The organism is Streptococcus cristatus AS 1.3089 (assembly GCF_000385925.1).
GTDB lineage: Bacteria > Bacillota > Bacilli > Lactobacillales > Streptococcaceae > Streptococcus > Streptococcus cristatus_B.
On sequence record NC_021175.1, the window covers coordinates 374178 to 388150 of the forward strand.

The 13973-nt window shown below is 38.0% G+C and carries 12 protein-coding genes; all 12 read left to right on the plus strand.

The features are described 5' to 3' along the window. Positions 1-15: 15 nt before the first annotated feature. The 12 genes from I872_RS01875 to I872_RS01930 all read left to right on the plus strand — a co-directional run bounded on the left by I872_RS01875 (position 16) and on the right by I872_RS01930 (position 13973). On the plus strand, positions 16-1296 hold the full coding sequence (locus I872_RS01875; RefSeq protein ID WP_015604466.1) for an O-acetylhomoserine aminocarboxypropyltransferase/cysteine synthase family protein: 1281 nt from the start codon (positions 16-18) through the stop codon (positions 1294-1296). 97 nt (positions 1297-1393) lie between these two features. After that, a complete protein-coding gene (locus I872_RS01880; protein WP_015604467.1) occupies positions 1394-2320 on the plus strand; it encodes a glycosyltransferase family 2 protein in 927 nt (308 codons plus the stop codon). Between the two features lie 54 nt (positions 2321-2374). Continuing rightward, complete coding sequence (locus I872_RS01885; RefSeq protein WP_015604468.1) at positions 2375-3583, plus strand: hypothetical protein; 1209 nt, start codon at positions 2375-2377, stop codon at positions 3581-3583. A gap of 123 nt (positions 3584-3706) precedes the next feature. Beyond that, on the plus strand, positions 3707-4561 hold the full coding sequence (rfbD, locus tag I872_RS01890; protein ID WP_015604469.1) for a dTDP-4-dehydrorhamnose reductase: 855 nt from the start codon (positions 3707-3709) through the stop codon (positions 4559-4561). 56 nt (positions 4562-4617) lie between these two features. Further along, positions 4618-5907: a lipopolysaccharide biosynthesis protein gene (locus I872_RS01895; RefSeq protein ID WP_015604470.1), complete on the plus strand. Its 1290-nt coding sequence runs from the start codon at positions 4618-4620 to the stop codon at positions 5905-5907. A gap of 6 nt (positions 5908-5913) precedes the next feature. Beyond that, a complete protein-coding gene (locus I872_RS01900; RefSeq protein ID WP_015604471.1) occupies positions 5914-6888 on the plus strand; it encodes a glycosyltransferase family 2 protein in 975 nt (324 codons plus the stop codon). Between the two features lie 26 nt (positions 6889-6914). Next, positions 6915-7886 carry a glycosyltransferase family 2 protein gene (locus I872_RS01905; protein WP_015604472.1) on the plus strand — a complete coding sequence of 324 codons (972 nt, stop codon included), beginning with the start codon at positions 6915-6917 and terminating at the stop codon, positions 7884-7886. Beyond that, the gene (locus I872_RS01910) at positions 7883-8599 is read left to right on the plus strand and encodes a glycosyltransferase family 2 protein (RefSeq protein ID WP_015604473.1); all 717 of its coding nucleotides are present in this window, start codon (positions 7883-7885) and stop codon (positions 8597-8599) included. The genes I872_RS01905 and I872_RS01910 overlap by 4 nt, the downstream gene beginning before the upstream one ends. Continuing rightward, positions 8599-8958, plus strand: coding sequence for a DUF2304 domain-containing protein (locus I872_RS01915; RefSeq protein ID WP_015604474.1), 360 nt, complete (start codon positions 8599-8601; stop codon positions 8956-8958). Before I872_RS01910 ends, I872_RS01915 begins: the two co-directional genes overlap by 1 nt. Beyond that, positions 8948-9727 (plus strand): glycosyltransferase family 2 protein, encoded by a 780-nt coding sequence (locus I872_RS01920; protein WP_015604475.1) that lies wholly within the window; start codon positions 8948-8950, stop codon positions 9725-9727. Before I872_RS01915 ends, I872_RS01920 begins: the two co-directional genes overlap by 11 nt. A 24-nt stretch (positions 9728-9751) precedes the next feature. After that, complete coding sequence (locus I872_RS01925) at positions 9752-12685, plus strand: rhamnan synthesis F family protein (RefSeq protein WP_015604476.1); 2934 nt, start codon at positions 9752-9754, stop codon at positions 12683-12685. Continuing rightward, positions 12672-13973: a DUF2142 domain-containing protein gene (locus tag I872_RS01930; RefSeq protein ID WP_041826868.1), complete on the plus strand. Its 1302-nt coding sequence runs from the start codon at positions 12672-12674 to the stop codon at positions 13971-13973. Before I872_RS01925 ends, I872_RS01930 begins: the two co-directional genes overlap by 14 nt.

Here is a 13973-nt window from a genome sequence, read left to right on the forward strand (position 1 = left end):
TAGTGAGGTGACCTTATGACACGTGAATTTAAATTTGAAACTCTGCAGCTTCATGCTGGACAAACAGTCGACCCGACAACCAAGTCACGGGCTCTGCCTATTTATCAGACAACTTCCTATGTGTTCGACGATACCCAAGAGGGGGAAGATCTCTTTGCCCTACGCAAACCGGGAAATATCTACACTCGGATTACCAATCCGACCCTGTCTGCTTTTGAGGAGCGGATTGCGGCTTTGGAGGGTGGAGTCGGAGCTCTAGCGACAGCTTCTGGTATGGCGGCCCTTACCTATACTATTCTGGCTTTGGCGCATGCTGGCGACCATGTAGTGGCAGCCTCCACCATCTACGGCGGCACCTTTAATCTGCTCAAGGAAACCCTGCCTCGCTATGGCATTACCACGACTTTTGTCGATATTGAAAATCTGGCTGAAGTAGAAGCAGCCATTCAGGATAATACCAAGCTGGTTCTGATTGAAAGCTTGGGCAATCCTCTGATTAATATCCCTGACTTTGAAGCATTGGCAGAGCTGGTTCATGCTCACAGGATTCCGTTGATTTCCGACAATACCTTTGCAACACCTTATCTGATCAATGTCTTTTCTCATGGAGTGGACATTGCAGTGCATTCGGCGACCAAGTTTATCGGCGGTCACGGAACCAGCATCGGTGGTGTGATTGTGGACAGCGGTCGTTTCGACTGGGAAGCTTCTGGCAAGTTTCCGCAGTTTGTTGACCCAGATCCGAGCTACCACGATATCAGCTATACGCGCGATGTTGGAGCGGCAGCCTTTGTCACTGCTGTGCGGACCCAGCTCTTGCGCGATACGGGCGCAGCTATGTCTCCCTTCAATGCCTTTCTCTTCTTGCAAGGGTTAGAAACACTCTCTTTGCGCGTAGAGCGCCATGTGTCCAACGCAGAGAAGATTGTAGATTTCCTAGCAGGGCACCCTAAGGTCGAGCAGGTCAATTATCCGAAACTTGCTGACAGTCCTTATCATGCTTTGGCTAAAAAATATTTCCCTAAAGGCGTGGGCTCTATCTTCACCTTTAATGTCAAAGGTGGAGAGAAAGAAGCTCGTAAGGTTATTGACAGCTTAGAGATTTTCTCTGACTTGGCCAATGTAGCTGATGCTAAGTCTCTGGTTGTCCATCCAGCTACGACGACTCATGGTCAGATGTCGCCAGAGGCTCAGCTGGCAGCAGGTATTACGCCAAATCAAATCCGTCTCTCTATCGGCTTGGAAAATGTGGATGACTTGATTGAGGATTTGAGAATCGCCTTGGAATCTATTTAATTTTCAAGATCTCTAGACAGAGCAAATAAGATTAAAACTAGGTTTTTGCCTAGTTTTTGTTATAATGAAAGATATAAAAAAATAGCAGGTAATCAAAATGGCAATTTCAGTGATTGTTCCGTGCTTCAATGAAGAAGAGTCTATTCCTTTGTTTCATGAAGCCATGGAAGCGGTGAAATATCAAATCCGTGACCAGTTCGAATATATTTTTGTCAATGACGGATCGACGGATCGGACCTTGGATGTTTTGCGTGAGCTCAGTAGTCGCTGTCCAGATGTTCACTATTTGTCCTTTTCTCGTAATTTCGGAAAAGAAGCAGCCCTCTATGCTGGTCTGCAGGAAGCAAGCGGGGATTTGGTGACAGTCATGGATGTAGATTTGCAGGATCCGCCCGAGCTTCTGATTGAGATGAAGGCAATGCTAGACACGAATCCCGAACTGGACTGTGTGGGGACCCGTCGGACTACTCGAGAGGGAGAGCCGCCAATCCGAAGCTTTTTTGCCAATTTGTTCTATAAGCTGATTAACAAGATTAGTCAGGTAGAGATGGTAGATGGTGCACGTGACTTCCGACTGATGCGCCGCCCAATGGTAGACGCTGTTCTGGAAGTTTCAGAGTACAATCGTTTCTCCAAGGGGATTTTTGCCTGGGTTGGCTTCAATACCGAGTACTTGGAATATAAAAATGTCGAACGAGTGGCTGGCAAGACCTCTTGGAATTTCTGGTCTCTTTTCAACTATTCTTTGGAAGGCATCGTCAATTTCTCTGATGCGCCGCTCAACATTGCCTTTTTAGGAGGTATCTTGTCTTGGATTTTAGCCTTCATCCTGATGGCGGTGATTATTATCCGTACCTTGGTTTTTGGTGACCCAACATCGGGCTGGCCGTCCCTTATGACCGTCATTCTCCTTATCGGCGGCTTCCAGCTGCTGACCATAGGCATATTGGGCAAGTACATCGGTAAAATCTTCATGGAAACCAAGAAACGACCGGTTTATGTGGTTAAGGAGAAGAGTAAGTGAACCTTTGAGAGAGTTTTTAGGACTTGAGTAGCCTATATTAGCTGAGGAGAGATTGTGAAAAATAAAAAAATTAATATTGTCTTATGCTTATCTTCGTTTATTTATGCGATACAGTTTTATATCAATAATAAAATCACCCCAGTAGGAGACCAAACAGCCTTTTTAGAATATGCTAAGGAATTTCATTATAATTATTTATTCTTTGGGATTGATCGTTATTTTACTTGGAGCAGTAGACTGCTCATTGAGTCAGCTACCTTATTATTTTCCGTTCACGAAAAGCTGTTCATAGCAGCAGCCTTTCTGGCAACGTTGCTTTTGGTTTATGCTTTAAGGAAGCTGACCCCTTCCTTGCCTTGGCTGCCAGCTTTACTAATTTTTATATTCCTTCCGGCAACTGAATTTTTAAGCGCGGGCTCTATTCCGACCTATGTTAATTACATTTTCCCTGCTTCCTTGTTGTTTTTTGCACTTTTTTTCAGAGAATCTAAAAATACTTTGATTAATATAGCTAGCCTTTTGTGCTTTTTAGTTGCTATCATGCAAGAACAATTAGCTGTCTACGCTTTTTTGTGGCTTCTGTTTGAAACTGCCCTTGCGAAGAAAGATAAAAAAACTTTACTGGGTAATCTATGCTATTTGGCACTAAGCGCTTTAGGAATTTTATCAGCTAAGCTGTCTCCAGGGAATGCCCTACGTTTTGAAAAGAATATTGTCAGTTGGTTCCCCAACTTTCCGAACTTGAATATCTTCCAAAAGCTTGGGCTTGGCTTTCTGGAGACAGGGGATAATCTGCTTTCCACATCCTTTGCCTTTGTGATGGTCTTCTTGCTTGTGCTTTTTGTTTATGCTCTTCACAAGAAAAATGTAACAGCCATAGCTCTGAGCGGTTTTGTCATACTCAATATTTTTTCACAAAAAATGGGCTGGAATACTATTTTTGGTACCTTAACAGGTATCAGTAAAGTAGCCAGAGAATCAGGGACATTTTCTTTTAATATTACTTATCTGAGCGCGGTCGCTTTTTATGGCTTGCTGCTATTAATGATTCTTTACGCTTTATGGCTCGTCATTCCTGATTTTAGAGAAAAAATATGGCTGACCTATTTATTTGTAATTGGCTTTATTGGCCGCATGGTTATTTCATTATCTCCAACTCTCTACGCTTCAAGCACTCGAACCTTTTTGCCATTGATGATAAGTCTATTCATTGTTACTTGCAGATTATTGTATCATTTATATACAGAGTATCAAAAGGAATAAGAAACTATACTTTTGTGCTCCTACTGAATAGATTTTCCGATAGTGATTAGATCAAGCAGATTTTTTCAGCTTTTTTTGGTATAATAAATTCATCGAATATTTATGATCTGAAAGGAAAAACAAATGATTTTAATTACAGGCGCGAATGGACAGTTGGGAACAGAGCTCCGCTATCTTTTAGATGAGCGTAACGAGGAGTATGTGGCTGTTGATGTGGCGGAAATGGATATTACTAATGCCCAAATGGTGGACAAGGTCTTTGCGGAAGTCAAGCCAAGCTTGGTCTATCACTGCGCAGCCTATACTGCAGTTGATGCGGCTGAGGACGAAGGAAAAGAGCTGGACTATGCCATCAATGTGACCGGTACCGAAAATGTGGCAAAAGCAGCAGAAGAACACGGGGCGACCATGGTCTACATCTCGACAGACTATGTCTTTGACGGACAAAAACCTGTCGGCGAGGAATGGGAAGTAGACGATCGACCAGATCCACAGACTGAGTATGGACGTACCAAGCGCATGGGTGAGGAGCTGGTTGAGAAATATTCTAGTCGTTTCTATATTATCCGTACTGCCTGGGTCTTTGGTAACTACGGTAAAAACTTTGTCTTTACCATGCAAAATCTTGCTAAGACGCACAAAACTCTGACTGTAGTCAATGACCAGCATGGCCGTCCGACTTGGACTCGTACGCTGGCTGAATTTATGACCTATCTGGCTGAAAATCAAAAGGAATTTGGTTATTACCATCTATCCAATGATGCGGCAGAGGACACAACTTGGTATGACTTTGCAGTGGAAATTCTCAAAGACACAGATGTGGAAGTTCAACCAGTTGATTCCAGCAAATTCCCAGCTAAGGCTAAGCGACCTTTCAACTCCACTATGAGCCTGACCAAGGCTAAGGAAACAGGCTTTGTCATTCCGACTTGGCAGGATGCTTTGAAAGAGTTTTACAAGCAGGAAGTAAGAAAATAAACATTGAGCAACCTTGTGGTTGCTTTTTTTAAGGGGAATTTATGGTATAATTGAATATGGTTTTATTTATATTGAAAGAGGGTTCTATCAAATTGAAAGAGAGATCATTGCCTAAAATTTTCTTTTGGAATATGCTCGGTAGTTTATCTTCAGCAGCTGTATCCGTTATTTTATTATTTATAGTTACTCGCACCTTATCTAATGAATCAGCTGATCTTTATAGCTTTGCTTATGCAATTGCAAATTTGCTAGTTATTGTCGCAGGCTTTCAAGTTCGAGATTTTCAAGCGACAGATATTAAAGAAAAATATTCATTTGATACCTACTTAGCTACTCGGTTTCTAACTAATATTTCAATGATACTAATTTTGTTAGGCTATTTAATTTTAAATCCTTCGACTTATGAAAATTTTTGGATTATATTTTGGGTATCTTTTTTCAGAGTTAGTGAAGCACTGTCTGATGTATTTCAAGGTTTGTTTCAGCAGAAAGAACGATTAGATATAGCTGGTCAATCATTATTTTTTAGAAATATAATTTCAACAATAACATTCACTGTTCTGTTATTATTTTCTAAAAATCTTCTTTTATCTATTGTTTTTCAAACACTCACCTCTTTCATAGTAGTTCTTTTTTTTGATTTTCCAAAATCTAAGTTGTTTCATCGTATTAATATCTCTACAGTAAAGCTAAAAGATATTTATAGTATTTTAAAGGATTGCTTACCTTTATTTATAAATGCTTTTTTATTAGTTTCAATCTATAACCAACCTAAGTATGCATTAAACGATATTTTTAATAGGGGATTGATTGAAGCGGGAGTACAGAGAGACTTTAGTATTTTATTCACTCCAATTTTTGCAATGAATCTAATGATTGTTTTTTTACGCCCTATGATTACACAACTAGCAATTTTCAAGGAAGAGAATAAAATTTCTCATTTTATTACGTATAAAAATAACTTGTTTAAGATTCTGTGGGGAACAAGTATCTTGATCTGTATTGCTGGGGCAATTGCTGCTATCCCTATTTTAAATATTGTTTACGGAACCAATCTGAATCAATATCAAATGAGTTTCTTTATACTGTTGTTAGGAGGCATTGCTAGTACGTTTTCTACAGTATGTGATAATATTTTAACTGTTTTTAGAAAACATCATTATTTAGTCATTTCATTCTTAGCGGGGTACCTTGTATCCATTCTTACAGCTGAACCACTAGTATCCCAATATGGAATTTTTGGAGCCTCTTTGTCCTTTCTTGTTTCTATGATTGCTTGGTTGAGTGTCTCGCTAATTATTTATTTTATGACCAATCCGTATACTTTTTTGAGAAGGAGAAGATAGAGAAGTATGAAATTTTCTATTGTAGTTGCTGCATATAATGTTGCAGAATATCTGAATGAGTGTGTTGATAGTATCGCAAATCAAGATTTTGATGCTTCGAATTTTGAAGTTATACTAATTGATGACGGATCTACTGATCAAAAGACTAGTAAAATTTGTGATGATTTGTCTGATAAATATAGTGTTGTGAAGGTTATACATCAAGAGAATCAAGGTCTTTCTTCTGCAAGGAATACTGGAATTAAAAATAGTCAAGGAGAGTATATTCTTTTTGTAGATGGGGATGATTTTTGGAGTAATAAGGATTTTTTATCAAATTTATCAGTTCAGTTGAAAAAAAATAAAAGTGATGTCATTATTTTCCCGTATTCCAAATATTATGGTATAGATAACTATAAAACGACTACTTTAAAAACTAATTTTGATTATAATAGCTATTACGAAAATGTTATACAATTGGTTTCTAATGAGGTGATGATAGCACCAGCTTGGAATAAGTGTGTAAAAAAAGAGCTGTTTGATAGGGGCTTGAGTTTTCCTGTTGGCTTATTATCTGAAGATTGTTTGTATTGTGCGGATTTACTAAAACAAATGAATTCTTACTCTATTCTAAATATACAGTGTTACATGTATAGACAAAATAGAGATGGAAGTATAACAAATATTGTAAAAGAGAAAAATGTAATAGATATTTTGGAAAGCATTAAAAAAGGAATGGATGATAATACTCAATATAATAACAATCTGCGCCAAGCTTTAAATATCTATTTTGCAATCTCATATATCTCTATATTACCTTATGTAAATCAATACATTGAGAATTTGAAAATTAAGGAGTTGCTTTATCAGTATAAGTATTTACTGAAGTATGCAAAATATATAGAGAACCGAGCATTTAAATTAACAGGTCTATTAGCCAATTTATTGGGGATAAAATTTTCAATAAAACTATTTCCTGTTTTATTGAAGTTTTATAAATAGAGTGGATTAGTTATGAAAGGAAAAATATGTCTAAACCAGCTATTTCAGTTATTATTCCAGTTTATAATGCACAAGACGGGATTAAACGCTGTGTAGATTCTCTTTTGAATCAATCATTTAAGAATTTTGAAATTATTCTACTGAACGATGGTTCGAAAGATAACTCTTTAAATATTTTAAAAGAATATGAATTGAAGTATAGTTTTGTGAGAGTAATTGACAAACAAAATGAAGGAGTTGCAGTAACTAGAAATAAGGGGATTCTTCTAGCTGAGGGAGAATATACTATGTTCTTGGACAATGATGATTTTGTTGATAGTGATTACATTGAAACTTTTTATCAGTCCATCCATGAGAAAAAGCTAGACTTGGTTATTGGTGGGTACAAACGTGTCAATCAGGGTAACCAGATTATCTTTAGTCAAGATATACAGCAGTCAGAGTGGTCCAAGTATATTATAATGGCTCCTTGGGCCAAAGTTTACCGCACGGAGTTCTTAAAAACGAACAATCTAGAATTTTTTGACTATGGTATAGGAGAAGATATCATTTTTAACCTAGCTGCCTATAAGACAACAGATAAAATAGGATTGTTAGACTATAAAGGATATAATTGGTATTACAATAATCAGAGTGTTTCTAACACTTCTCAGAGAGGCTTTTCTCCTAAAATTGATATTTTGGTTCTTTTTTCAAAAATATTAGAGCTGGGTAAGCCATCTGAGCTAGAAGTATATTACTTGAAAAGATATTATGTTTGGTATTTGCTTTTTTCTGGGAGAACCTCATCAAATCAGGAGTTTACTCATCAGTATATTAGGATTAAGGAATGGTTAAAAGAGAATAAACTCATCAGTACGATTTCTCCTTTGTCTAAGAAGGTTCAGGGAGAAAGGTTTCAGACTAAAATTTCACTTATTGTTTTTTTGAGCCTGGAGAAGTTAAGGTTAGTTCCATTATTTGCTAAAATTTATTGTAAAGGGAAGAAAGATAATTGAAAGTTTTAATGATAATTCCTGCTTATAATGAAGAAGAAAGTATTTTAAATACGGTTATGAGCATTGTAGAACATCGGAAGAAAGTTGATTTTGACTTAGACTATGTGGTCATCAATGATGGGTCAGTTGACAGAACCAAGGAGATTTTGGACAGTCATCATCTGAATGCTATTCATTTGGTTATGAATTTAGGGATTGGCGGAGCTGTTCAGACGGGCTATAAGTATGCTCTTGAGAATAATTATGATGTGGCCGTACAGTTTGATGGAGATGGCCAGCATGATATTGAGTCGCTGGATGCTTTGCTGGAACCTATTCGTCGTCAGCAGGCGGATTTGGTTATTGGTTCTCGTTTTATCGGTGACAAGGCTTCGGAGTTTCAGACGACTTTTATGCGTCGATTTGGCATTACCATTATTTCAGCTTTTATTAAATTAACAACTGGTACAAGGATTCTGGATACCACGTCAGGCTATCGTTTGGCCAATCGAGACATTATTCGACAATTTGCTGCGCGCTATCCTATCAAGTATCCTGAGCCAGAATCAATCGTCCATATCTTGAAGCGGAAATATAAAGTGGTGGAAGCACCAGCCAATATGTTTGAACGTGCAGGAGGGGTCTCTTCGATTACTCCGATTAAGTCCATTCGCTATATGATTGAAGTTTGCTCTTCGATCTTGATTGCTGCTTTTATGAAAGAGAGTGAATAATGTCCATTTTGTCTATTGTTATGCTAGTGGCTTCAGTTCTATTCCTGTATTTTGTCTTTCGGAATATCAATCAAAACAATATTTTATTTGAGCAAGCCTTTATGTGGATTATTATTGGCTTTGTACTGATTGTTATCTCTATTTTTGATTGGATTCCAGTTTCGATTGCCAAATTGTTAGGCTTTGAACTGACCTCAAACTTTGTCATGTCCTTAGCCATTTTTTTCCTGCTGGTTATTATTTTTTTGCATACTATTGCCATTTCAAAACAAAAGGAGCAAATCAAACAGTTGGTCCAAGAATTGTCCATTATGAAGCAAAAAATATCTAAGTTAGAGAGTGAAAAAGATGAAAAATAACCATACCTGGGTCATTTGTGCCTATGGAGAAAGTGAATTTTTAGAAGATTGTATCCTTTCTTTGCAAGCTCAAACCTTGCCATCAAAGGTTATCTGCTATAGCTCAACACCACTGGATTCAATCAAGCAACTGTGCCAGAAGTACGGTATTCCTTTTTACACGAAAGAAGGCGGCGGTATCGGGAAGGACTGGAATAATGCACTCTCTTTTGTTGATACTCCCTATGCTACCATTGCCCATCAGGACGACTATTATGAGCCTGCTTATCTAGAGGCTGTGATGCAGAAAATAGAGCAGTCTAAAGACATTCTCATTGCTTATACAGACTATTTTGAAGAGAAAAATGGAGTAAAAATTCCGGCAAATACCAATCTAAAAATCAAGACTCTTATGCTCAAAACACTGAACCTGATGCCGACCAGCCGTTTTTGGAGAAATCGGGTGCTGGCTTTTGGTAATCCCATTTCCTGTCCGGCTGTGACTTACAACTTAGAGGCATTAAGCGATTTCCGATTTGATGAGGAAATGCGTGTGAGTCTAGATTGGTATGCTTGGTACAAGATTAGTGCCTATAAGGGTTGCTTTGCTTATATTTCTAAGAAGCTCATGTGCCACCGGATTCACGGAGAGTCTGAAACAACCAAAACTATTTCAGATAATACTCGAACCAAAGAAGATTTGTTCATGTATCAGCTTTTCTGGCCTAAGTGGGTGGCTAATCTGATAAACAAAGCATATATGAAGAGTCAAGATGCCAACTCAAATTAATATAGTTATTTACAAGGAAAGTATATGAAAGATTTAATATCTGTTGTTGTAACATGCTACAACCATCAAGACTACATTGAACAGTGTTTGCGCAGTATTTTTGAGCAAACTTATCAAAATATTGAGTTATTGGTATTGGATGATGGTTCCACAGACAAGTCTGCCCAGATTATCCAAGAAACTTTGGTAGATTCCCCTTTCCCGACGAGGTTTGAAAGCCATGAAAATATGGGGGTCGTCAAGACAAGAAATAAGGCTTTGCAGCAAATTCAAGGAACTTATTTTATTTTTGTGGATAGTGATGATTTCTTAGATGTTGACTACGTTGAGAGCTTCTATACAACCATGCTGCAAGAGGAAGCAGATATTGTCTATGGGGATCTATATGACCCTGATAAAAAAGAAGTTTACCTTAAATCACGGCCCTATGACAAGGTAGCTTTCTTAACAGAAAATTTCATTTCCAACTGTTCCCTCATTCGTCGCTCGATTGCTGAGGGTGTTTATTATGATGAAGCACTGAATCGTGAAAAACTGGAAGACTATGATTTTCTCTTAAATTTGATTATCAACCAAGGTGCGAAACCTGTTTATGATACAAAAACAAAGCTGAATTATCGGGTCTTTGACAAGGAATCTATCTCTAAACGAGATTCTACTCGTTACCATTACGAAATCTATCTGAAAATCCTGCGTAAGTATGTGAAACAGTTGCCTGATGAGATTTATCAAGCTTTGTCTGCAAATATCTACACTCTAGATGGCAGACTGGATGATTTGATTCAGCATATGGACAGGGTGTCTGACTATATCCAAGAGCTAAAGCGAAACTGGGAACGTGATAGCGAATTGATTTATCAATATCAGGATGACATTGACGAATTACGTAACTCACTCTCTTATCGTGTTGGGAATGCTATCGTCACTCCAATTAAGCAAGTGGGTCAGATTGTCAAAAATCCGCGGAATATCCGAACTGTCCTATCTCAAATGAAGCGTCAGTACATTACCATAAAAAGAAATATCAAATCGCCCAAAAACTATTATTATCGAGTTTTACGGAATTCTCAGCGAAAACAGCTTCAACAAGTGACTGGCAAAAAGTGTCTAGTCTACGTCATTTTTGAGTCAGAAGAGAATCTTCAGCGCTACAAGGTTCTATTTTTAGAGAAATTAGCTGCTTTGGTAGATGAAACGTTGATTGTGGTAAATGGAGGATTGAAACCGGAGGATTTATCTGTCTTAGAACAATATGGACAAGTTCTGGTAAGGGATAATACAGGTTACGATGCTGCGGCATTTAGGGAAGGTATTTTAACTATTGGTAAGGAAAAGTTGCAAACCTCTTCTCAGCTTCTGTTAGTCAATGATACGAATATTGGTCCAATGAGAGATTTGAATGAAGTCTTCCAAACAATGGCGGAGAGAAATCTTGATTTCTGGGGAATTTCCTTTGGTGAAGTACAAGAAGATGCCACGAATTTCAATCAATATGGCTATATTCCAGAACATCTGCAATCCTATTTTCTTGTCATTGAGCCTTTATTGCTTCGATCAGAGGAGTTTTTCGACTATTGGAATGACCTAACCGATACGGATTCGCGTGATAAGGCTATTGGGAAACACGAAACAACTTTTACTAAGTATTTTGCGGATTTGGGTTATCGATATGATGCTTTGGTGTCTGAAAACAAAGACAGTGCTATGTATATTCATCCTTTGAGAATGCTCAGGGCTGGTAGTCCTTTGGTTAAGTACACCTCATTACAAAATTATAATGCGCAACAATTCCGTTGGCAGGGGCTGGAAAGACGAACGGAAATACCTGATTTGCTTAATTATGTACAAATGGAAACAGATTATCCAGTTGAAATATTGGAAAACATTGTACAAAAATTCAAATCAGTCTCCAGAGAACAATATATCTTGATTATAGATGGGGTTGAAAATATCATTCCGCAATGTACACGTTACCGAGTGCTGAACAAAGCAGAACAGTTACGAAAAAACGGCTTCACGGTCAAAGTAGTAAATGTATCAGAATTTGAGATTTCTCAGGCTCGATATGCAAGTCATATTATTATCTATCGGGCTCCATGGTCTTATCAACTTCAATTCTTGTGCGATACAGCTAAAAGAGATAAAAAACCAGTTTATTTTGACATTGATGATTTGGTTTTTGATACAGTTTATACAGATCAGCTGAGCTATACTCAAGGCTTGTCAGAAAAGGACAAGGGCAACTATGATGCTGGTGTCAAAAATTATGGCAAGATGTTAGCTGCCTGTGATGGAGCGATTACTTCGACTTTCCAACTGAAGGAAGAGCTGCTCAAATATAAAGATAAGGTGTTGCTGAACAGAAACCGAGCTTCCAGTGACTTGATTGAAATCAGTTCTCACTTTATCAAAGATTATAGTCAGCAGGATTCAAAAGTCAAGATTGGCTATTTTTCAGGCTCTATCAGTCATAATGAAAATTTTGAATTGATAAAGCCAACTATCCAATCCTTGCTTGAAACTTACAAAAATGTGGAACTCCATATTGTCGGCCATTTAGATATTCCAGAGGATATGAAGCCTTACCAACAGCAGATTGTTGTCCATGACTATGTTGACTGGAAGGATTTACCTCAGCTGATTAGTAGGGTAGATATCAATTTAGCGCCGCTAGTTGACTCGGTCTTTAATCGGGCTAAGTCTGAAATCAAATGGATGGAGGCTGCCTTAGTAAAAGTTCCTACAGTTGCTAGTCACATTGGAGCCTTCTCTGATATGGTAAAAGATGGGGAGACTGGACTTTTAGCTAAAGACGGAGAGTGGAAAGAAAAGTTAGAGCGTTTGATTCTTTCGCCTGACCTACGTCAGGAATTAGCAGAAAATGCCTATGATTTTGTTCTTGAAAACTGCAGTTTAGATAGTAAAGATGAAATGGTGAATGATTTTGAAAAGAAGTAAGACGATAAAAATAGAAAATATATTTCTGGTCTTGGCGACGCTCTTTGTCTTGACATTTATGGTGGTTCAACCGATCAACCGTGTTCCAGATGAAACGAATCACGCCCGTATGACTTGGGAGATTTTCCATAAACCGACAGAGAAAACTTACAAGTGGATGGAAAATATTTCTTCGGAACCGCATGTTTCTCCAACAGAGTACAAGAAGCTTTTTACGGAGAAATTGGATTTATCTCAGGAAGAGTCTACTTTGGGGATTAATCTAAAAACTCTTTCCTTTTTACCGCAGCTAATTGGCATGACCTTGGGATCGTTTATCTATCCATCAGTGGGAGTTATTATCATGATGGGGCGATTTTTTAACGGCCTAGCCTATATTTTGGGTGTTTACTTCCTGATTAAGTATTTTAAGTACGGCAAGAAGGCTCTCTTTTTCATTTCACTTCTGCCAATTATGATTCAACAGGCAGCTTCTCTCTCCTACGATGTAATGAACTACTTGGAGCTTATGCTAGTTATTGGTTTTTTCACTAATATTGCTTCCAGCAAGAAATTTACCAATAAGAATTTCATTCAGCTTTTGGTCATATCCGTTGGACTCTTTGCAACCAAACTGAACAATGTTTTATTGCTAGGCTTGTTTCCTTTCATTGATTTTGAAATGGAAGGATTCTTAGCTGTTTTGAACAAGCCTTTTCTTGCGATCAAGGCATTTATCGGTCGTCATCGTTATGTTTTTTACAGTTTGGCTCTTGTCGTAGTTTTATTAGCCTTGCATCTGGTTGTCCGCCATCAAGGAGGGATTTTCCACTACAGTAGGGTTCTGCTCAACACTTTGTTTAAACAGCGCATGAACGGTGACCTCAATACCATATTGACTATTGGTCTCTTTGGATTTTTGGGTAATTTCACCATTCAGTTGCCCCTGTGGCTAATCTTTCTTGATGTAGCGGTACTGACTATCATTTTCTTGCAGTCCAAGAAAGATTTTATGACGAAGTCCTATGCAACTGTTTCTGCTTATCTTTTCCTTTTGCAGGTCATTGCTGTTGTCACCATCATGTATCTTGAGTGGACTCCGATTGTTTTAGGAAAAGGTGCTCAGATATCCGTTGGAACTCAGGGCCGCTATTTTACGCCTTTCCTAATTCTCTTCTTACCCCTTCTTGCGAATATGGGCAAGCTAGAGATTCAGGAGTGGACAGTTAAAAACTTGCTTATAGGCACTTTGTCAGCTAACTTTTTAATTTCAATCTATTTAATGATTCCATTCTATTGGAATTGGTAA